The 19151-nt window shown below is 68.1% G+C and carries 19 protein-coding genes and 3 pseudogenes; 7 read left to right on the top strand and 15 right to left on the bottom strand.

From position 1 onward, the window contains the following. Window positions 1–281: 281 nt before the first annotated feature. Together ACH5AF_RS17990 and ACH5AF_RS17985 are read right to left on the bottom strand one after the other, a co-directional pair. Window positions 282–662 carry a hypothetical protein gene (locus tag ACH5AF_RS17990; protein ID WP_398902605.1) on the bottom strand — a complete coding sequence of 127 codons (381 nt, stop codon included), beginning with the start codon at window positions 660–662 and terminating at the stop codon, window positions 282–284. Window positions 663–845: 183 nt separating this feature from the next. Continuing rightward, on the bottom strand, window positions 846–1955 hold the full coding sequence (locus ACH5AF_RS17985) for a recombinase family protein (protein WP_398902604.1): 1110 nt from the start codon (window positions 1953–1955) through the stop codon (window positions 846–848). A 237-nt stretch (window positions 1956–2192) separates the two neighbouring features. Between ACH5AF_RS17985 and ACH5AF_RS17980 the strand changes: the two genes are divergently transcribed. Further along, the gene (locus ACH5AF_RS17980; protein ID WP_398902603.1) at window positions 2193–2909 is read left to right on the top strand and encodes an Lrp/AsnC family transcriptional regulator; all 717 of its coding nucleotides are present in this window, start codon (window positions 2193–2195) and stop codon (window positions 2907–2909) included. Window positions 2910–2929: 20 nt separating this feature from the next. On the opposite strand, the gene ACH5AF_RS17975 is transcribed toward ACH5AF_RS17980, so the two are convergent. Both ACH5AF_RS17975 and ACH5AF_RS17970 read right to left on the bottom strand, forming a co-directional pair. Continuing rightward, window positions 2930–3958, bottom strand: a complete 1029-nt coding sequence (locus ACH5AF_RS17975; protein WP_398902602.1) for an ornithine cyclodeaminase — start codon at window positions 3956–3958, stop codon at window positions 2930–2932. A gap of 827 nt (window positions 3959–4785) precedes the next feature. Next, complete coding sequence (locus ACH5AF_RS17970; RefSeq protein WP_398902601.1) at window positions 4786–6060, bottom strand: ArgE/DapE family deacylase; 1275 nt, start codon at window positions 6058–6060, stop codon at window positions 4786–4788. Between the two features lie 169 nt (window positions 6061–6229). Between ACH5AF_RS17970 and ACH5AF_RS17965 the strand changes: the two genes are divergently transcribed. Continuing rightward, entirely contained in the window at window positions 6230–6667 is a 438-nt protein-coding gene (locus tag ACH5AF_RS17965; protein WP_398902600.1) for an Lrp/AsnC family transcriptional regulator, read from the top strand. Window positions 6668–6752: 85 nt separating this feature from the next. Here ACH5AF_RS17965 and ACH5AF_RS17960 read toward each other — a convergent pair whose 3' ends face one another. From ACH5AF_RS17960 to ACH5AF_RS17930, 7 genes and pseudogenes are all read right to left on the bottom strand, one after another. Next, window positions 6753–7178 (bottom strand): hypothetical protein, encoded by a 426-nt coding sequence (locus tag ACH5AF_RS17960; RefSeq protein ID WP_398902599.1) that lies wholly within the window; start codon window positions 7176–7178, stop codon window positions 6753–6755. Next, window positions 7175–7492, bottom strand: coding sequence for a hypothetical protein (locus tag ACH5AF_RS17955; RefSeq protein WP_398902598.1), 318 nt, complete (start codon window positions 7490–7492; stop codon window positions 7175–7177). The genes ACH5AF_RS17960 and ACH5AF_RS17955 overlap by 4 nt, the downstream gene beginning before the upstream one ends. Beyond that, window positions 7482–9959, bottom strand: coding sequence for a Tn3 family transposase (locus ACH5AF_RS17950; RefSeq protein ID WP_398902597.1), 2478 nt, complete (start codon window positions 9957–9959; stop codon window positions 7482–7484). The genes ACH5AF_RS17955 and ACH5AF_RS17950 overlap by 11 nt, the downstream gene beginning before the upstream one ends. Next, a complete protein-coding gene (locus tag ACH5AF_RS17945; protein WP_398902596.1) occupies window positions 9854–10474 on the bottom strand; it encodes a DUF4158 domain-containing protein in 621 nt (206 codons plus the stop codon). Before ACH5AF_RS17945 ends, ACH5AF_RS17950 begins: the two co-directional genes overlap by 106 nt. A 219-nt stretch (window positions 10475–10693) precedes the next feature. Beyond that, window positions 10694–11290, bottom strand: coding sequence for a hypothetical protein (locus ACH5AF_RS17940; protein WP_398902802.1), 597 nt, complete (start codon window positions 11288–11290; stop codon window positions 10694–10696). Next, window positions 11256–11612, bottom strand: a complete 357-nt coding sequence (locus ACH5AF_RS17935) for a hypothetical protein (RefSeq protein WP_398902595.1) — start codon at window positions 11610–11612, stop codon at window positions 11256–11258. Before ACH5AF_RS17935 ends, ACH5AF_RS17940 begins: the two co-directional genes overlap by 35 nt. 72 nt (window positions 11613–11684) lie before the next feature. Continuing rightward, window positions 11685–11828, bottom strand: a pseudogene (locus ACH5AF_RS17930) (helix-turn-helix domain-containing protein); the annotation flags it as partial. Window positions 11829–12185: 357 nt separating this feature from the next. Between ACH5AF_RS17930 and ACH5AF_RS17925 the strand changes: the two are divergent. Next, window positions 12186–12497, top strand: a complete 312-nt coding sequence (locus ACH5AF_RS17925; protein ID WP_398902594.1) for a hypothetical protein — start codon at window positions 12186–12188, stop codon at window positions 12495–12497. Window positions 12498–12888: 391 nt separating this feature from the next. On the opposite strand, the gene ACH5AF_RS17920 is transcribed toward ACH5AF_RS17925, so the two are convergent. Then, the gene (locus ACH5AF_RS17920) at window positions 12889–13278 is read right to left on the bottom strand and encodes a RidA family protein (RefSeq protein WP_398902593.1); all 390 of its coding nucleotides are present in this window, start codon (window positions 13276–13278) and stop codon (window positions 12889–12891) included. Window positions 13279–13336: 58 nt separating this feature from the next. Here ACH5AF_RS17920 and ACH5AF_RS17915 point away from each other — a divergent pair. Continuing rightward, a pseudogene (locus tag ACH5AF_RS17915) lies at window positions 13337–13486 on the top strand (LysR family transcriptional regulator); the annotation flags it as partial. Between the two features lie 130 nt (window positions 13487–13616). Here ACH5AF_RS17915 and ACH5AF_RS17910 read toward each other — a convergent pair. Beyond that, on the bottom strand, window positions 13617–14525 hold the full coding sequence (locus tag ACH5AF_RS17910; protein WP_398902592.1) for a LysR family transcriptional regulator: 909 nt from the start codon (window positions 14523–14525) through the stop codon (window positions 13617–13619). 64 nt (window positions 14526–14589) lie between these two features. Between ACH5AF_RS17910 and ACH5AF_RS17905 the strand changes: the two genes are divergently transcribed. Continuing rightward, window positions 14590–14991 (top strand): RidA family protein, encoded by a 402-nt coding sequence (locus ACH5AF_RS17905; protein ID WP_398902591.1) that lies wholly within the window; start codon window positions 14590–14592, stop codon window positions 14989–14991. Here ACH5AF_RS17905 and ACH5AF_RS17900 read toward each other — a convergent pair. Then, window positions 14945–15880: a LysR family transcriptional regulator gene (locus tag ACH5AF_RS17900; protein WP_398902791.1), complete on the bottom strand. Its 936-nt coding sequence runs from the start codon at window positions 15878–15880 to the stop codon at window positions 14945–14947. The genes ACH5AF_RS17905 and ACH5AF_RS17900 overlap by 47 nt on opposite strands. 1738 nt (window positions 15881–17618) lie before the next feature. Here ACH5AF_RS17900 and ACH5AF_RS17895 point away from each other — a divergent pair. Beyond that, window positions 17619–18542, top strand: coding sequence for a glutamate ABC transporter substrate-binding protein (locus tag ACH5AF_RS17895; protein WP_398902590.1), 924 nt, complete (start codon window positions 17619–17621; stop codon window positions 18540–18542). A gap of 9 nt (window positions 18543–18551) precedes the next feature. On the opposite strand, the pseudogene ACH5AF_RS17890 reads toward ACH5AF_RS17895, so the two are convergent. Beyond that, window positions 18552–18737: pseudogene (locus tag ACH5AF_RS17890) on the bottom strand (LysR family transcriptional regulator); the annotation flags it as partial. Between the two features lie 264 nt (window positions 18738–19001). Here ACH5AF_RS17890 and ACH5AF_RS17885 point away from each other — a divergent pair. Then, window positions 19002–19151, top strand: coding sequence for a hypothetical protein (locus ACH5AF_RS17885; RefSeq protein ID WP_398902589.1), 150 nt, complete (start codon window positions 19002–19004; stop codon window positions 19149–19151).

Here is a 19151-nt window from a genome sequence, read left to right as displayed (position 1 = left end):
ATCGTACGGGATGGCCGGGAGACCCCGTCCCGGGGCGGCGGCGCCGGTGAGCACGCGCGCGTGGTGCTCAGCTTGTCCTACCTTCCAAGCGTGGGTCTGAGTCGGTCATTCGTAAGATCGGCGGGCGCGGGGGTTTCGGGTATGGCTGTGAGCTTGTCGCCGTTGGATGGCTCAAAGAACTTGGCCGCCCGGAGCCCCGCGACGACTCGACCGCTAATTGGTCACCCGCAACGCGTTCGGCTTCCGCAACGCAGAGGACCAACGCCTACGCACACGCTGCGTCACCACCCGCCGAGCCCGCGGACACCTCCGCACCGCTCAACTTTGAAGACCCCCTTTTCCATCAGGATCACGGTGACGCCGAACGCGTCGGGATGGTCCAGCCCGATCGGGGTGAAGGAGAAGTCGACCGCGGACTGGATGGGCGGCACCAGCTCGCCGCCGGGCTGCGGCGCGGGGGCCGGCCGCCCGTCGGGGGCGACCGACGCCCAGCCCTCGGGGCTGCGGGCCAGGAGCTGCTCGGTGTAGAGGAACTGGTGCAGCACGTGGCCCTCCCGGGTGGCGGCCACAATGTTCAGGCACGGGGCCGGACCGACGACGGGCAGGTTGCAGGCGGTGGCGACGTCGTGGGTCTCCCAGGCGAGCAGGACGGGCGTACCCATATCAGCCCCACCAGCTCGCCGCGCACCAGCGGCATGATGACCGGCCGTGGCACGGTCCCCTCGCCCAGTCCTGCGGTGTACGCGCTCTTCATCACGTCGACCAGTGCGTCCCACATTCGTGCTTCCACGAACTACACCTCGCCGTCAGGCTGTTCACGATCATCGACGACCCTGCCACGCAGGTTATGGCGGTGTCAGCGAGATGATCGGCCAGCTGCGGAGCAGCGCAATGCGGACAGCGAGAGGTCCCGCACAGCCGTCGGCCCTCCTGTGGGGAGGCCGATATGGACGGCGCCCCCCGGAATCGCTGTCCTCGATCTGGACCGGCCCTGGACTCCCAGCTCTGTCCCCAGGGGCAAGGTAGCTACGAGTGATGCTCAGGCCGTGGATCGCCGAGGGTGCTGACGCGGTTCTCGTACTCACGGCGGGCCTTGCGCTGGGCCGGAATGGCTCCGGCACCGTCCAGGCTCTGGCAGCGGTTAAGGAGTTGGCGGTGAAGCGCGGGTGCGGCGGTGACCCGCAGGGTGTAGCCCGTGCCGCGTCGTACGGCCTGGCCGTGGTCGAGTGCGGCCCGCTCGGCGTCGTCCAGTTCGGTGGCACGCAGGAAGTCGGCGACCTTGCCCGGCATGTCGAGGGTGATGGGCAGCTCAGGGGCCGGAACGGGGCGTCGGCGGCGACGTGCTCGGGCAGGAGGTCAGCGACGGCGGTACGGATGGCGCCGCGGCTGACGTGGTGATCGCGGGCCAGGGCGGCGATGGACTGGCCGCCCAGGTACGCGGCGCGTACGGCGGCGGCCTTCGCCGCCGTGACGACGGGGCGGCGTCCGCCCTTGTTGCCCTTCGCCTCGGCGGCCCGCAGCCCGTCGTACGTCAACTCGCGCTGTAGGTCGCGCTGGAGTTCGCCGGCGGCGGCGAGGGTCTGCACCATGAACTTCACGGTGGACAGCAGTTCTCCGGTGCGCGGGTGTCGGGCGGTGAGGTCCATGGCGGAGAAGGCGCCGTCGTGGATGCGAAGGGCGAGGCGGTCGCGGTGGAGGACGTCGAGCACGTCGAGGATGTGCCCGGTGCCGCGTACGAGGCGGAACATCTCGGAGATGTGCACGGTGTCGCCCGGCCGCGCGTAGGTGAGCAGCTCGCTGAACTTCGGTCGTTCCAGCGGGTGAAGGCGGCTGGAGGTGCCGGGGTCCTCCTCGAAGACGACCGGGTCTTCGATCCCGGCCTCGGCGAGGACGAGGTTCTGACGGTCGGTCGACTGCTGGTCGGTCGACACCCGCTTGTAGACCAGGTTGGCCATGCTGCCCCCGTTTCTGTCGGCGGATCAGACCCTAGCTGTCAGAAAACCCTGTCATCAGCCGTCATCGGATCTCATTGGATCGGAGCCCCGAAAAGTCCGGGTCCATTGGACGCCCGCCGCGCCTGTCGTCATTCGTTCGTTTGACGACAGGCACACCGAGAGGTGACGACCCCGAAAGGCAGAGCGCGCCGCGTGGCACCCGACTGCTCGGGCGGGGGGTGTCCGATATTTCTCGTTGTGTCCACACCTGAGACCCCTACCGACGTCCATTACCGCCTCGCCGCACTTGAGCGGCTGGATCAGCTGATCAAGAACTTGTCGGCGCAGCGCGCTGAGCTGGCCCGCGGCCCCTTCCAGGTCGAGGGCAGCGCGCGAATCCAGGCAGTCGTCCCGGTCCAGGCTGCCCTGCTGTACGCGCGCGAGGCGACGGAGGAGGTGGTGGGCGGACTGCATGCGTACGCGCGCCAGTTCTGCGTCGAGGCCGTGGCCCAAGCCGCCCTGTCGGGAGAGGACCTCGTCGCGGAGGACCGCGAGGAACTGCGCGAGACGAGCGCGCTCCTGCTCGGCGACATCCTCATAGTCGGCCAGTTACTGACTTCCTCGGGGTGTTGTCGGGGGTACCGGCGTCTCGACCGCCTGGTGGCAACGGGCGCGATCCGCGGTTTCACCGCTCTCGTCGACCCCCAGGCGCTGGCCTGGCACACCGAGGCGTTCGTCGAGGTCTACTGCGCAGGCAACCCCACCCCCGCCCAGCTGCGCCAAGCCCTGGAAGACGTCCCCGAAGTTGTCGAAGCCTGCACCGTCTCCGGAGCAGCCGACGCAGTGCTCCACATGCTTGCCAGAGACATCACCCATCTGGAACTGGCCATCCAACGGGCACGCGCCACCGCCCCCGTCGACAGGACCGAGAGCGTCATCGTGCTCTCCCGGCTGCTCAACCGGCCTCGGTTGTGACTACTGGCGATTCGGTGGGCTCAGCCGACCGGGCTGGGGGACAAGGCAAAGCCGAAGAGGTCCTTGGGGTCGTCGGGGTCGGCGACGAGGTCGATCTCCTCGCACAGCGAGGTGCCGTTCACGCACTCACGCAGGTATCGCAGCGCGGAGTAGTCCTCGATGGCGAACCCCACGGAGTCGAACACGGTGATGTGGTCGTCGTTGGTCCGACCGGCGGCCTTCCCAGCCAGAACCTTCCACAGCTGGGTCACCGGGAAGTCTGCCGGCATCGCCTGGATCTCTCCCTCGATGCGGGTCTGCGGCTCGAACTCCACGAAGACAGTGCCTCGGCGCAGGATCGCGGGGTCGAGTTCCGTCTTGCCCGGACAGTCACCGCCGATCGCGTTGATATGCACGCCCGGAGCGACGTCTGAGCTGGACAGCACCGTCGCGTGCGCCTTGTCCGCCGTGCAGGTAGTAACGATGTCGGCGCCACGAGCCGCCTCCGAGGCGGAGGCGCAGACCTGGATGTCGAATCCGAGTGGAGTCAGGTTGCGTACGAACTTTTCCGTCGCCCGGGGATCCATGTCGTAGACCCTGAGCTGCCGGATGCCGAGCACCTCGCGGAACGCGATCGCCTGGAACTCGGACTGGCTTCCCGCACCGATCATCGCCATGACCGCCGAGTCCGGTCGGGCGAGAGCGCGTGCGGCCATCGCCGACGTCGCGGCGGTCCGCAGCGCGGTGAGGACCGTCATCTCCGCAATGAACACGGGGTAGCCGTTGTGAACGTCGGCGAGGACGCCGAACGCGGTGACGGTCTGGTATCCACGAGCGGGGTTGAACGGGTGTCCGTTGACGTACTTGAAGCTGTAGAGGTCCGGATCGGCGATCGGCATGAGTTCAATGACGCCAAAGGGAGTGTGGCTCGCGACGCGTTCCGTCTTGTCGAACACCGGCCAGCGGCGGAAATCGTGCTCTATCGCATCAACCATGCCGGTCAAGATCGGTGCGATCCCTTGCTTGGAGATCCAGTGGACCATGTTCCGGACGCTGATGAATCCAGTCATCGGGCAATCACTCCCAGTATGGGCTCATGGGGACCGATGCGGGTTAGGCCGCCGAGGTACCCGGGTGTCGTGTTGGCAGGCAGGGGTGTTCAGGTGGGTGGATTCGCCGCGCGTGCCACCACTGCACCGGACGGTGTGCCACGGACGCGGGAAGCGTCTATGCCGTGGCGGCGCGGCGGTTGAGGAGTGATTACGGTCGCCGGCCCTGCCCTTGTCGTTGACGCACGGCGCGCAATGCACGACGCGTGATCAACAAGCTGCGGCTCCGCCACCCCGACAACGCTCACTGGCTTCGTTCACTTCAAGCAGCAGCGTTTGTCCATCGGTTTGGGTGGCGGTGGGCGGTCGGCGGGGCCGTGGATGTTCACGAGAAATGACGTCAGATCCCGTCCTTAAACCCGGAGGGCGGAGCAGTGCGGTTGTGAGTCGTTGGAGGGGATGTGAGAGATGAAGGACGTGCCCGGGCAGGTGGGTTGATCGGTCCGCGAGTCTTGATCGCTACCGGGCCTGTTGATTACTGACTTCCTCGGGGTGTGGTCGGGGGTGGTGACGGGTGGTGATCCCTGCGGTAGGCCGGTGGTATGCGGTACACGCAGGGTGGCGGGCTGACCGCCGAGAGGCGACGGCTTCGTGAGCGGATCCGGTACGAGGCAGGTGAGCGGCTGGGCCGTGGTGAGAGGACTGCGGTGATCGCTCTCGGGCCGGTGGCCGAGGACTGCCGTACTGTCGGAACCGCCGCTGTCCACCCCTGCGACCGCCTCCGGCTCGCCGCAACAGTCACTTCCACCGGGTCACAAGCAGCCGGTAGGGGGTGAGGCTGGGGGCTGCTACTTGGTGCCGACCGTGCGCAGTGTGGCGAGCACCAGTGCCCGGGTGACGGTGACGACTTCGCTCACGCGGACCTGTTCCTGCGGACCGTGTGCGAGGCGTACGTCGCCGGGGCCGTACTGCAGCGTGGGGATGCCCGCCCCGGAGTACAGTCGCAGGTCGCTGCCGTAGGGGGCGCCTCGCTCAGAAGGTCGCGGGCCGCCGGTGACGTCGGCGTGCGCGTCGGCGACCTGGGCCGCAAGCGGATGCCCGGCCGGCAGCCGTCCGCTGGCGAACTGCCCGCCGGGCCACGTCACCGTGGCGGGGTGGGAGCGCAGCCAGGGGTCGGCCGCGCAGGCTTCGGCCACGCACGCCTCCAGTTCGGTGCGTGCCTGGGCCGGATCCTCGCCCAGCCGGACGCCCAGTCTCCCCTCGGCCACCAGGAGGTCGGGCACGCTGCTGGCCCAGTCGCCGGAATGGACGGTACCGACGGACAGCGGGTAGGGGATGGGGTATTCGGACATGAGCGGGTCGGCGCCGACGTTGCGGCGGGCTTCCAGACGGGCGAGCGCGCGGTGGATGGGCAGGTATGCGTCGATGGCGCTCACTCCCACGTATCTGGTGCTGCCGTGGGTGGCCCGGCCGGGTACTTGGATGCGAAAGGTCAGGGCGCCGGCGTTCGCAGTCATGACCGCGCCGCTGGTCGGTTCGGTGATGATGCAGGCGTCGCCGGTGTAGCCGCGTTGGAGGGTGCCGAACGCCCCGAGTCCCCCGTCCTCTTCGCTGACTACGAAATGCGCGGACACCTGGCCGCGCAACCTTGCGCCCGCCTCCCGTATCGCGGCCAGGGCGGCGAGTATCGCCACCACCCCCGCCTTCATGTCGCACGCTCCTCGTGCGTGCACCACGTCCCCGGTAACCCGAGGGCGGAAGGGGTCACCCTCCCAACGCGCCAGGTCTCCGGAAGGGACGACGTCGACGTGCCCCTGGAGGATCAGGGTCGGCCCGTCGCCCTGGGGCACCGTGCCACCCACCAACCCCCACGCCTCGGTGCGCGGGGCCTCGCTGCCGGGAAAACGGGGATGGTCACGTAGCTCGGGCAGGTTCATGGACCACAGGTCGACATCGAGGTCCATCCGCTTCAGATGCCGGGCAAGGACGTGCTGAACCTCGGACTCCGCGGCGCTCCCCGTCACGCTCGGAACAGCGAGAAGTTCCAGCAGCGACCGGGCGATGGCCGCCTCGTCCACCGCGGCCAGTGCCGAGGCTTCCACATCGCTCAGGCTTGCTGTCATCTCAACACTGCTCCCAGCACGTGACATCAGGACAAGCCGGAGACTATGTTCCGCGGATAGCACAAGCAATCACCATTTGCTGCTGCCTACTGTCGCTTTCTTGCAATGTCAGCGGGTCCGTGGCTATTTCTTGCGCTGGGCCGCAGGTTCTGACGTCTGGAGTGAGGTCATGGACGCCATCGATCAAGCGATCATCCGGTACGTGCTGCACGACGCGCGTGCCACGTACGCCGAGATCGGCAAGGCGGCCGGGCTGTCCGCGCCCGCCGCCAAGCGGCGTCTCGACCGCCTCGTGGCTACCGGAGCGATCCGCGGTTTCACCGCTCTCGTCGATCCTCAGGCGTTGGCCTGGCATACCGAGGCTTTCGTCGAGGTCTACTGCACCGGCAACCCCACCCCCGCCGAACTGCGCCAAGCTCTGGAGGCCATCCCCGAGGTCGTCGAAGCCTGCACCGTCTCGGGCGCCGCCGACGCAGTCGTCCACATGCTCGCCAGAGACATCCCCCACCTGGAACAGGCCATCCAACGCGTGCGCGCCACCGCTCCTGTGGAACGGACCGAGAGCGCCATCGTGCTCTCCCGGCTGTTGAACCGGCCTCGCGTGTGATCGACACCGTGGGACCACCACGAGTGCCGAGGCCGGCGTCCGCCGGCCTCGGGCCGACGCAGCAGACCGGTGGTTGCCTCGGTGGCTACAGTAGACGGGCGATCGATCCGGAGACGTGGGCGATGCCAGCACTCGCCGCGCTCGTCGTGCGCGCCGTCCGCGAATCACAGAGGTTGCGTGACCTCGGAGACGAGGCCGAGAACCTGTAAAGCGGCGGAGCCTCCCGGCACCGCCTTGCGCTCGTTCTGAGCGTGTCCAGGAGGCGGGTGAAGTTGCGGCATCCGCCGCCGTCACAGAAGCGGATGTCGGGGTCACTCTCCCGGAACCAGCACGAGGTGCACAGTCCGCTGTGGCGGACCTGGCGGTTGGTCCAGAAGGCGAGTTCGACGCCGGAGCGGTGGGCCTCGCGGTCCTCGCCGGGGAGCCGCCACCACTCCGGCGAGGCCAGGACGCGCGCCCAGGCGAGCGCCTTGAGGACCAGGACGTCGCGGACGGGGGTTGCTGCGGTCACTGCTGATACCTGCCCATCAGGCGCTGAAGGTCCTCGGCGAAGACCTGACCGTAGCGGTCGGCGGACAACTCGTGTACGCACTTGGTCAGGATCTCCGCGTCCTGGGCGTCGGCGGCGAACTGGCCGAGCACGGCCCCGTCCGGGCCGGAGATGGTCAGCACCGCGGCGGCGGGGCCCGGTTCGACGCCCTTGGAGACCTCGTTGAGGGCGTGCAGGGCGCACGCGAGGGCAAGCGCTGCGGCCAGAGAGCCGTCCTGCGCGAAGCTGGCGGTGCCGGCGGCGCTGAGCCAGCGCCCGCAGTGTTCAACGGGCATGGCGGAACTCCATTGCTGGGTGGCCGGCGGCGCTGGCCGGGGTCCGGGGGTGGGGCACTGTGGGCAGGGCGAAGTCGAGCCGCTTGTCCATCTCCAGCCGGAACGTGCCGTACGGGTTGATGTTCGACCAGAAGAGCGCGGTCAGCCCGCGCCGGTCCTCGTCCGAGAGCTTCTTCGCCCACGCGGGTTCGGCAAGAACGCGCTGAAGCAGCAGGGTATTGATGTGGACCAGGCTGGACTGGAGCAGGTGGAGCGCAAGCATGGAGGTCTCGGCGTGCTCCTTGTCCGGGCCGGTCAGGGCGCCGTCCTTGCCGTAGTGCAGCACGGTGTTCGCCGAGTTCCAGTTCTCCACGACCTGGAGGCCGCCGTGGATCTCGCGGCGCAGGTCCGGGCTGGCGAGGTAGTCGCACGCGAAGATGGTGCGTACCGCGCGGCCGAGTTCTTCGAGCGCGGCGTAGGTGGGGTGTTTGGGGCCGCCGCGGGTGAAGCGGCGCAGGACCTGTTCCGCCTCCGCGGTGCCCAGGCGCAGGGCGGTGGCGTACTTGACCATCTGGTCGTACTGCTGGGCGATCAGGTCCCACTTGATGGCCCGGGTCGTCAGCGAGCCGCCGAGCGCCGGCCAGCCGGGCGGGGTGTCGTCCGGCCGGTACAGGCGGATGCTGCCGATGTTCTTCAGCCTCGGCAGCAGCCGGAAGTTGAGCAGCTCGGTGAAGGCGAACCCGACCACGCTCGCGCCGTGCGTGTCAACGTAGTTCGACTCGATTTCGGCGTCCGTGCAGTGCCGCAAAAGTCCTTCGATCATCGCCGCGACCTCGGACGACGAACAGCTCTTGAGCTGGGAGTAGATGCAGACGTTCTTCTTCTCGACGTGCCAGTACACCATCACGCCGTTGCCGCCGTAGCGGGCGTGGTACTCGGTCATGAAGTTCGAGGACCAAGACCCGAACTTCTTCGAGTCCGACGCGCACGAGGTGCCGGTGCCCCACCAGGCGGTGTCCCGGGCGGCGAAGGTGGAGTTCACCAGCTTCCGTACGGCGGCCCGCAGGTTGTCGACGGTGATGAAGTGCCGACGCACGTGCCGCAGGGCCGCCTCGCTCTCGCCGTGCTCGCCGGTCGCCACGATGGCCCGGATGCCCATGTTCGTACCGAGGGCGAACAGGGCCAGCAGGAGCCGTTGTTGGAGGACGGCGCGGTCGATGCGCTCGTACGCGGCGACCGAGGCGAACTCGTCGGTGAAACCGGTGTCGAAGTCAGCGTTCTTGAGCACGTCCAGGAGATCGAGCACACCCCAGCGGCGTACGACCTCGTCCTTGAGCGCCGTCAGGCCGGTGGGCTCGTCCAGCTTCTCCAGCTTCGGAACCTTGATCCACGGCTCGCCGTGCCGGGTGGTGACCTTCACCCCGCCCGCCGAGCCGTCCGCGAGCGCCCCGGACAGCCGGTCGAGAGCCTCGGTCATCCGCCGCTTCAGGTCGGTGATGAACTCCGCCGCGTCCAGCGGCTGGCGGATCGCCGCGTAGTGCACAGTGCGGGTGGCCTCGAAGTCGCCGGGCAGGTCGTCCTCCGGGTTGCACCACCGCCTCCCGCCCTCGACGTAGATCTCCCGGCGCCGGATCGCGTCCCGCAGCGCCACCAGGACGCACAGCTCGTACGGGATGCGCTCGACCCTGCCCTTGTCGTCCACGACGGCCTCACGCCAGTCCTTGCGTACGACGCCGTCCATCGGCACCACGTCCCCGGCGTCGTAGAAGCGCGTCTTGCCGTCGACGTCGGCGTACTTCTCCAGCAGCGCGAGCGCGTCCATCACCGGCCGGTAGGCGGTGTTGTTGCAGCGGAAGCCCAGCGTGCGCAGCAGCGGCGGCAGCATCTGCCGGTAGTAGTTGCTGTACGAGGAGCGCAGCGTGGTGCGGACCTTGGCCTTGAAGACCTTCTGGTTCGCCTTCGCCTCGGCGACCAGGTCGCGCAGCGTCTTCTCCCCGACCACCGGGTACAGGGCCGTGCGCACGATCTCGTCCGGTTTGCCGATCGCCGCGTCCGCCAGCCGGAAGAGGATGCCCTCCTTGCCGCGTACCTTCTTCAGCTCGGCGGTGAGCTGCCGTTCCACCCGCCGCTCGGCACGGGCGTTGATCTTCTGCACCAGGGCGATCAGCAGGTCCCCCAAGGCGTCGGTGATCTCCGCCTGCCGGGAGGAGCACAGCGCCGCGAGCAGGGTGATCCGTACGTCCTCGGCGGTGTCGCGGAAGTCCGAGGGGTACATCTTGATCGCCCGCGCCCGCCATGCGGCCAGCAGCTTCTCCGAGCAGTCCGCGAACAGACCCTTGGGCAGGCCGAGTCTGCGCACGTCGTTCAGCTTGGTGATCTCCGTCAGCAGGGATTCCAGGCCGACCGCGCCCGGGTCTCGCTTGAGCAGGGCCAGCAAGGCGGCGCCGTCCTCGTTGTCCTCGGCCACCAGCTCCAGCAGCCGGGCCACCCCGACGTCGCCCAGGCGCTCGATGTTCGTGCGCAGAACCTCTTCTCCGCCCGGGTTTGGGCCGCGGTGACGATGCGGTCGATGCGGCCCGGCGGCTCGATCGTCCTGGCCCGGCACTCCACCAACAGGGCCTCGCGCAGCCGGTCCTCCACCAGCTCGACCGGGCACACCTCTGCGGCCAGCCACGCGATCAGCTTCTCCTCGTCGGCCCGGGTGGCGGGCCGGAACTTCAGCGCCTCGCGGATCTGCTTGCGGTGGTTCGTCGCCGACCGGCTGGTCAGGTCGTACTTCGCGAACTCGGCCGCCGGCACCTTCACCAGCCCGGCGACGTACTCCACCGCGGGCTGCGGAACCTCTTCCAGCAGATCCGGGAACCGGCCCTCCAGCTCGAAGAACTTCAGCAGCAGACTGAAGCCCAGCCGCGTTGCCCCGGTCTTGTTCGCCACCAGGTCCCAGTCGCCGTCCACCAGCGTCCAACTCGCCAACAGCTCTTCCGGCGACCACTCTTGCCGCACACCCGCCCCTTCCCTCGCCTGCCCCGGGCTTCATCCGGACGGCCCAACGAGGCGCCCGAGAGCGAGGAAACGGGTCTCTGACTATCCGAAAGCTACCCGCCAGTTACTTTTCCCCTGGGGACAGAGCTGGGAGTCCGGGGCCGGACCTGGCTGTGGCGCGGCAGGAGACTTGGGCCGCGGCGCACAGCCAGTACGCGGCGCAGCCGTCCGACGGCGCGATCATCGCCACCACCGGCCCGCACCGGTGGGCAAGGGAGCCGGTCCGCGTACTGGACCTGACTCGTCTGCGGGTGGCGTGGCCGGAGGGCGCCTGTTCACGTGGGCCAGCGGGGTGGGTGCTCTCGGTTCGGGGGCCTGGGCGGCGGAGTGCTTCCATGAGCGCAGGAGGTACCGGATTTTGCTGGGTTCCTGCCCGGTGGTGGCGGCGATCTCCTTGAGTTCGCAGCCCACGATGTGGTGCAGGACGATCGCGTCGTACTGCTCGGGGGAGTCCACGGGGATGGGCAGCGGCGGGGTGCGGGCGTGAACGCTGTCGACGAGCTGGCGCCATCCGTATGCGGCGGGGCTGAGCCGGCTGACAGCGTGCGGCCAGTTGGTGGCCAGGAGGCCGAAGGCTTCGCGGACGGTGGCTTCGGCGGTGTGGCGGTCCAGGTGGGCCAGGGCGTAGGCAAGGTAGCGGTGATGGTGAAGGGCGTAGAAACCTTCGAAGGCTGCGGGCAGGGCAACGTCCAGGACCGTCCCCGCGGATCCACGAGCGGCGGATCCGCTGGGGAGATGTCGTCTAGGGCTGTGGCTGGGCGAGTCGGGTTTGCGCACGGGGCAGCTCCCTGTCGGGAGGATGAGCAGCGGGGTTACGGCGGGGGCCGTCATCCGAACGCACCCGCCGGCAGGGAGATTCGAAGCCGGGTGGCCCGGGTGGTGCGGCGTTGGGGCTGGTGGTGCGGGCTGCGTTCCACAGGGGCCGGATGGTGTCGGCCTGGCCGTGCAGGGCGCCCACGAGGTGGTCGACCAGTTCCCAGTCCGGGACGCGGGTGCCGTTGAGCATGCCGGTGATGTCCTCCATGGACAGGGTGTTGTCGGTGCGTTCGCGGATGAGGGTGGCGTCGGGGCGGGCGGCTGACAGGTGCAGGCCGCGCAAGGCGGCGTGGAGGCTGGCGGGTTGGACGACGCGGTAGCCGCGGGCGGCGTCCCACAGCGGTCGCAGTTCCTCTGGGTCTCCCCCGCAGGCGGCGGCGAGCTTCCATGACGGCAGCCGCTCGCCGCTGAGGACGCGTGAGACGTACGAGGGGTCGACCCCGGCTTCCTGGCCAAGAGCGCGCAGGGTCTTGTCGCTGGTGCGCTGGAGGTGGGACAGGGCCCGGACGAAGGTGGCGGCCGGCCCGTCGGCCGGGGGGCCGTTGTCGGTGTCCGGGAAGCCGCCGGCCGGGCGGGGCGGCGGGGCCTACCGCCGCTTGGTCGCCGTGGTGCAGGTCGAGTCCTGGATGCGGCCGGTCAGTCGCGCGTGAGCTCCAGCGGGATGTCACGGCCGATCTTCGATGCAAGTCCGCCGTCGCGGGCCCCAGGCCGGCCAGGAGTGCTGCCCGCGTGCGAGACCGGATGGCAGGATATCGACGTACTAAGTCATTTTTGCCGACCGCGGTGACGGGTCTCCCCTCGCACAATGGGGGCTCCGAGCCGGCCGTGCGGCCCTTTGACTGAGAGAAGATCTCCTGTGCGTTTCCTCGACTCCTCCTCCTTCACCGCCGAGCGTCCTTGGGGCGCGCTCGACCTCGCCGCCCTGGACGACGCGACCGTGCGGCTGCACTGGACCGACCAGCCCTACCGGTGGCACGTCAACGACGGGTCGGAGGTGTTCGTGGTACTCGACGGAGCGGTGGACATGCACTACCGCGTCGAGGGCACCGAACGGGTCGAACGCCTCACACCGGGCCGGGTGTGCTGTGTGGAACCCGGTGACGAGCACGTGGCCCGCCCAGTCCCCGAGGCCCGCATCCTGGTCATCGAGAAGCGCGACAGCGACTGACGGCCCGCCGTCGGCGCCGACCGCCGCCCCGCACCGAGGCGGGGCTCAGTGGCGGGTACCTGCGGACGCGAGGAGGCTGGTCACCTCGGCGATCGCCTCCGGCGACGGCTGAAGCGCCGGCGCACCCTGCTTGCGGCTGCGGCCCAGCAACTGCTCCACGACCCGCGGTGGCGCCTCGGGGCCACCCGCACCACGGCAAGTCGCGCCAGGGGGGTGCCTGTGCGTTGGCAGAAGAGAAGGCCGTTGATCACTGTGCGTTGATCGCGCCTCGCGTCCGCCCGGCCGTCCGCCGCCGGGCAGCAGTGGTTCAGCCGAGTCCACTCGTGATGTGTCAGATCGCCCCGCCGCCGTCGGGCACGACGTCTCCCGTTCCCCAGAGCAAATCGGGCTGTTACGCGGTGGCCCGCCGTGCGTACGCCTCGATCTCGACCTTCATGCGGGGATCGGCGAGGCCGCACATGAGCATTGTGGCGGCCGGCCGGACCTCGCCGAAATACCGGCGCAGGATCGGCCAGCAGGGCTCGAAGTCGGCCCGGTCGGGCAGCAGATACCGCACCCGCACCACGTCGGCGACGGTGCACTTCGCCTCCGCCAGCGCAGCCTCGATGTTGCGCAGGCACTGCTCGGCCTGCTCCACCACGTCCTCGGAGATCGTCATGGTGGCGTAGTCGAAACCCGTCGTCCCGGACACATGCACCCAGTCGCCGTCGACCACGGCACGGGCATAGCCGATCTGCTCCTCGAACGTCGAGCCGCTGAGGATCGCACGTCGCTCTGTCATGCGCCACACGCTAAGTGACCAGCACAGTTACGTCTAATACAGCTTCAGACATGAAGTAATATCTCTAAGCGTATGGAGCGCCCTGAACTTGCACGCCTTCGTCGTGCTCGCCGAGGAATTCCACTTCCGCCGCGCCGCCACCCGCCTCGCCCAGCCGCCACTGAGCCACCAGATTCGGCGCCTGGAGGACAAGGTCGGCCACGCGCTATCTCGAACGCGGCATCCGCTCCTGGCTTGCCGACCGGAACGACTCCCACGACCGTTCGTCTGGACGAAGACCGCCGACGAGATTCTCGACAAAGTCGCCGCCTATGCGACCGAAACTCTGACTCAGGTCACTAGGGTCTGTCCGGCGGAGCCTGGCTGACAATCGCTAGGAGGCTCGCGACCAGGGGATTTTGGTCGCTTTTGCGCCAGGCGACGGCGACTCGGGTGCGGGCGGTGCTGGGCTCGGTCCTGCGGAAGGCGACGCCTCTGAGGCGAATGCGTCGGATGCTCGCCGGGGCAAGGGAGACGCCAAGGCCGGTTTCTACCAGGGCGCAGACGGTTTGCCATTCCACGGCGTGCTGGACCACCTGGGGCGTGAAGCCTGACGCGGTGCACAAGCCGATGATCTGGTCGTGCAGCCGCGGGCCGACCTGACGGGGCAGAAGCACAAACGGCGAGTTTGCCAACTGCCCTACCTGGACGGCTCGCTGGGCCGTAAGCGGATGCGCGGAGGGCAGCACGGCCACGAAGGGCTCAGTGAGTACCGTTTTGAATCCGAGCTGTGTTTCGTCGGCGGGTGGCTCACGCAGCAGGCCGATGTCGATGGTCTTGTCGTGCAGGGCTGCGAGTTGCGGCGTGGTGGTCATTTCCTGGATGTCCAGGTGCACGCCGGGGAACCGCTCCCTGAAGGTGCGCAGCAGGCCGGGCAGGACGGTCAGGGCGAGCGAGGAGGCGAAGCCGATCCGCAGGCGGCCGGCCTGGCCGCTGCCGACGGCCCGGGCTGCCGCCAGGCCGTCCGTGAGGTCAGTGAGGGCCCGCTGAGCGGCGGGCAGCAGCTCTCGGCCAGCCGGTGTGAGCGTGATGCGTCCCGGTTCGCGGCTGAACAGAGGGTGGCCGACCTTGTCTTCCAGGCGGCGGATCTGCTGGCTCAGTGGCGGCTGTGCGATGCCCAGGCGGGTGGCGGCGCGGCCGAAGTGGAGTTCCTCGGCGAGCACGACGAAGGCGTGCAGCTGCTGAAGAGGAAGTTCAGGGCGCTCCATATGCTCAGAGATATCAGATCATGGCTGTGGCCGTATTCGACGTTGGTCACTTGCGTTTCGGCGCATGACAGAGCGACGTGCGATCCTCAGCGGCTCGACGTTCGAGGAGCAGATCGGCTATGCCCGTGCAGTGGTCGACGGCGACTGGGTGCATGTGTCCGGGACGACCGGTTTCGACTACGCCACCATGACGATCTCCGACGTGGTGGACCAGGCCGAGCAGTGCCTGCGCAACATCGAGGCTGCACTGGCGGAGGCGAAGTGCACCTTCGCCGACGTGGTGCGGGTGCGGTATCTGCTGCCCGACCGGGCCGACTTCGAGCCCTGCTGGCCGATCCTGCGCCGGTATTTCGGCGAGGTCCGGCCGGCCGCCACAATGCTCATGTGCGGCCTCGCCGATCCCCACGTGTTCGCGATCCCTATGAGGATGGCGGGCTGTCGTCTGCCACACGGGGGGTCTGTCTGACCGCTTGCCGGAGCGCTTGCCGAACGGCCTGGATGGCGGGGTGCCGACTGCTGCCGCGGCGTACGGCGGTGAACAGTCTGCGCGCCTGCTGGCCTGCTGGCAGCGGGTGCAGGGCCACGGCTGGCGGACGGCCCTGCCACGCGAGGGCCGGGAGGAGCGCGACGGCATGCCCCTGCTCAACGAGCCGCAGGTGAAGGTAGTGGTCGGTGGATTCGTAGCGCACATCGGGTTCAAATCCCGCATCACGGCACAGGGTCATAGCCCAGCGGCGGGGGACCGTCCCCTCCGGTTCCATGATCCACGGGTGGTCAGCCAGCGCGCGCAGCGCCTCCTGAGGCGACGCACTCGAGTCGGCGTTGCCCGGTCGAGCCAGGTGCAGGGAGTCTTCGCACAGGTCCTCTTGCTCGAGTTCAGCGGGACGAGGGCTGGGATCGCGCGGGTATTCCACGTCAATGACCAGGTCGAAATCGCGCGCGAGCAAAGCCGGCACAGCACTTTCCCGCTCCATCTGGGTGACATGGACGCGCAGGAGCGGATGGGCGTTACGGAGAAGCGTCAGCGCCGTGGGGACGAGAACCAGCGCAGCAGTTTGGAAGGAGGCGATGCGCATGGTGCCGACGAGGTCGGTCAAGGAGGTGGCGATGTCGGCTTCCGCCTGTTCGAGCCGCTCGAGCAGGGCTTCGGTGTGGGCGACGAGGATCTCGGCCTGCGGAGTCAGACGCACGCGTCGGCCGACGGGCTCTAGGAGAGGGACCCCAGCTTCTGATTCCAGGAGCGCGAGCTGCTGGGAGATCGTGGAAGGGCTGTACGACAGTGCGGAGGCGACCGCGGCAAGCGTGCCGCGGTGCTTGAGCTCCCGCAGAAGGCGGAGCCGGTGTAGATCAAACATCAAAACCTCGAGAACGGTCGTTTTTCCCAATGAATACTGCTCGAAAACATGCGCTAGAACAAGGAGCTATCTGTCGGCACAGTGGTCGCGTGCTGCAGAGCCGACCACCGCTCCGCGCACTTGCTGCCTCGGATCACGCTCACAAGGCTGCTCCGTGCCACATTTCCTGATCGGACGCACTGACCGATCCTGGCGGCCGCCAGGGACGACTATCCGGCTGTGACCCTGCAGTTCGTCCGTCCCTGAATCCTCAGCGCGATCACCATGTCCTCTCGCTGGGCCCGGCCTGCTCGGCCGCGCGCTGGTCCCTCTCCACCCGGCTCTTGCGGGAGCTGCTTGAAACCTGCTCTTCACTGTTCTCGGTCCGCCAAGGCACACCCAACTGGCTTCCCGCAGCGGCGACGAGCTCAAAGCGGCACGACAAAGGAACAAGCGTGCAAAAGCAGTCAGTACGGCGGATTTATCCCGATCTTCCGGTTCAGGAAAAGCAGCCGATCGTGGTGTCGGTGGGTGAGCCTTCGAGTTCGACGTTGGCCCCGCGGTTGGATCGTGCCGGCCTCGCCCTCAGCGGAGCTGTGCGGTGGGGGAGTGAGTCGGCTTGTGCCTCTCTGCTGGAACGAAGACCAGCGATGATGCTGCTCGACCTGCCCACGACAGAGGTTGACGGCATGGCCAGGCTCGTCCGGGCCGCGTCATTGATCGCCCCCGTTGCCGTGTTGCGGCACGAGGGACGTGATGCCGTCGTCGCATTCGCCGCCGGGGCGTTCGATGTCATCGATCGGCGAGCCCCGGCCGCTGAGCTGGCCTGGCGCATCCATGCCGACCTGAGACGCTGCCCGCCCGCGCCGCCGCCTCCTGCGTATGCGAGGGGCACCGCAAGCCAGCGCCTCCTGTTCGACGTGCTCGCCAGAGCGCAGGCTCCCGTCTGCTGCCACCATCTGAGACTGCTCCTGGGAACGCTATGCCTTCCCATGACACTGCGGGCACTGAGAGCGCGGATACGGCGGCTGCTGCCCACCTTCGCTGATCACGCCCTGGAACTGGTCGTCGATCAGCAGTGGGGGCTCGCCACCTTCCGCACCTGGAGTGCAGGAGATCCAGGCTCCCCTGCCCCAGTGCGGCGAGGGCTTGGGGCGCTCCCCAACTTCCCGCTACACGTGACGAATCGCCCTTTGGCAGCACGTCCGCATGCCAAGCAGGACTCCTCGCGTGAACCTGTCAGACAGCCTGACAGGGTTCGGCGAAAAACCGCCCGGCCCTCATAGGCGGAGCTCTGCCGCGAGCCGGAAGTCAGCCGTCTCATCCGCGAGGCTGCAGGGCCCTGCAGTGAGCCGCACCGTCTCCCGTACAGGAAAGTGAACATTCGTCACGCCAACGAACCCGGGGGGATCCCACCGTCGGTGACTATCAGGATATGGGCCTGTCCAACAGACAGAACGGCATCCTCCGGGATGTCGTCAACGCCGCCCATGCAGAAGGCCAGCGAAATGGCACAGCCGCCGCCTGGCAACTGATCGAACCCCAAGCGAACACATGCTGGGCTGAGCCATACCGCTCGGCGCCCAGTCCCTGGTAGCCGGCGTCGGCGACGATCTCCACGACGGCTCGCTGGCAAGGAGCTTGACCAGGCCTAACTGTCAGGCACCGATCGAGAGGACCGCGGCGCGGGCCCTGCTCGGCGGGATCGGCATCGGGACGCAGGCTGCGCAACCTGTTGAGAAAATAGAGGACGCTGCATATGAAACTTTCCAAGTCCGCCGCCGTCGCGGCGATCACTGGGCTGTCGGTCGCCCTCACCGCCACCGCCTGCGGCGGAGTGTCCGGCAATGCCTCCGGTGACGAGCCCACCAGCAGCTCGAACGGGAGCCACCCGAGGCTGCCCACGTACACGGTCGCCAAGGACGTCAGGATCGACTCCCCGATCCTGCGCAAGGCCCGTAAGGCCGGCAAGCTCGTCATCGGCGCCCATAACGACCAGCCGTTCCTCGGCTTCGAGGAGAAGGACGGCAGGCGCTCCGGCTTCGACATTGAGATCGCCAAGATGGTCGCCGCCGATCTCGGGTTCTCGCCCGACAAGATCGAGTTCAGGACGGTCGACACGAAGAACCGTGAGGCCGCCATCTCCAGCGGCGAGGTCGACCTGTACGTCGGCACGTACACGATCAACGACGAACGCAAGAAGAAGGTGGGCTTCGCCGGCCCGTACTACATGGCCGGCGCCGACCTCCTGGTCCGCAAGAACGACAGCACCATTGGGGGCCCGTACTCCCTGGAGGGCAAGACGGTCTGCTCGGTCAAGGGCTCCACCACCCTCCGGGAGATCCAGAAGCCCGACTACAACACCACGACGGTGGAGACGACCAAGGACACTGAGTGCGTCCAGCAACTGCTCGACAAGAAGATCGACGCCGTCACCACGGACGACGCCATCCTCATGGGCTACGCCGCCCAGCGCCCGGACAAACTGAAGGTCGTCGGCAACCCGTTCACCGAGGAGCCCTACGGCATCGGCATGAACAAGGACGACAAGGCGCTGCGTGAAGCGGTGACGGACGCGCTCGAGGCGCACGACGAGAACGGCGACCACAAGAGGGCGTACGCGGCGACGCTGGGCCTTTCCGGCTCGAAGTACAACGGGGCGCCGGTCGTCGAGCACTACTGATACGGGGCCAGCCTGCGGGGTAAGACGCACGCCGCGCCCCACGCGCTCAAGGAGGGGGACCCCAGCCTCTGACTCCAGTAGGGAGTGCTGCTGGGAGATCGAAGAGGGGCTGTATGACAAAGCGGAGGCGACCGCAGCGAGCGTGCCCCGGTGCTTGAGCTCGCGCAGCAGGCGGAGCCGATGGAGATCGAACACGAAGCCCCGCCCAACGATCGTCGGATTCTCTAATGATTAACGCTCAAAAACATCCACTGGAACAATGGCAGGAGCATCGGCACAGTGGCGGTGTGGCTACGGAAACCTACGCGCTTGTCGGGCGACCAGCGGCTCCGGACCCCTCGGTACCTGGAGCCTGATCATGGGGTGCCCGTTACTCGTGTGGACCCACCGCGAGGACTGTCGGGTCGCACGAGCCCGCTACCAACTGCCCTGGGCCCCCGACGCCCAAACCAGCTTCTGATGTACGCCGACAAGGAGGCATACAGCACCACGGTGCTGTGCCTGCCGCTGGCCGTGGCGGCCCTGGTCGGCGGCTGTTTCGTGGCCCGCCGCCGGGTGGACACCATACCCAGCGCCGCGGTGGCCGCGGACAGCGAGTTCGGGGCCTGA

This window comes from Streptomyces sp. NPDC018833 (assembly GCF_044390825.1).
GTDB lineage: Bacteria > Actinomycetota > Actinomycetes > Streptomycetales > Streptomycetaceae > Streptomyces.
Note: the sequence above shows the minus strand (reverse complement) of the source record. Positions and strands in the feature narration are given on the sequence as shown.

Coding starts and splice junctions, on each gene's coding strand:
- ACH5AF_RS17990 (WP_398902605.1), bottom strand. CDS start 662: ATGGGTACGCCCGTCCTGCTCGCCTGGGAGACCCACGACGTCGCCACC.
- ACH5AF_RS17985 (WP_398902604.1), bottom strand. CDS start 1,955: ATGGCCAACCTGGTCTACAAGCGGGTGTCGACCGACCAGCAGTCGACC.
- ACH5AF_RS17975 (WP_398902602.1), bottom strand. CDS start 3,958: ATGACTGGATTCATCAGCGTCCGGAACATGGTCCACTGGATCTCCAAG.
- ACH5AF_RS17970 (WP_398902601.1), bottom strand. CDS start 6,060: ATGACAGCAAGCCTGAGCGATGTGGAAGCCTCGGCACTGGCCGCGGTG.
- ACH5AF_RS17965 (WP_398902600.1), top strand. CDS start 6,230: ATGGACGCCATCGATCAAGCGATCATCCGGTACGTGCTGCACGACGCG.
- ACH5AF_RS17955 (WP_398902598.1), bottom strand. CDS start 7,492: ATGCCCGTTGAACACTGCGGGCGCTGGCTCAGCGCCGCCGGCACCGCC.
- ACH5AF_RS17920 (WP_398902593.1), bottom strand. CDS start 13,278: ATGACAGAGCGACGTGCGATCCTCAGCGGCTCGACGTTCGAGGAGCAG.
- ACH5AF_RS17910 (WP_398902592.1), bottom strand. CDS start 14,525: ATGGAGCGCCCTGAACTTCCTCTTCAGCAGCTGCACGCCTTCGTCGTG.
- ACH5AF_RS17905 (WP_398902591.1), top strand. CDS start 14,590: ATGACAGAGCGACGTGCGATCCTCAGCGGCTCGACGTTCGAGGAGCAG.
- ACH5AF_RS17900 (WP_398902791.1), bottom strand. CDS start 15,880: ATGTTTGATCTACACCGGCTCCGCCTTCTGCGGGAGCTCAAGCACCGC.
- ACH5AF_RS17895 (WP_398902590.1), top strand. CDS start 17,619: ATGAAACTTTCCAAGTCCGCCGCCGTCGCGGCGATCACTGGGCTGTCG.
- ACH5AF_RS17885 (WP_398902589.1), top strand. CDS start 19,002: ATGTACGCCGACAAGGAGGCATACAGCACCACGGTGCTGTGCCTGCCG.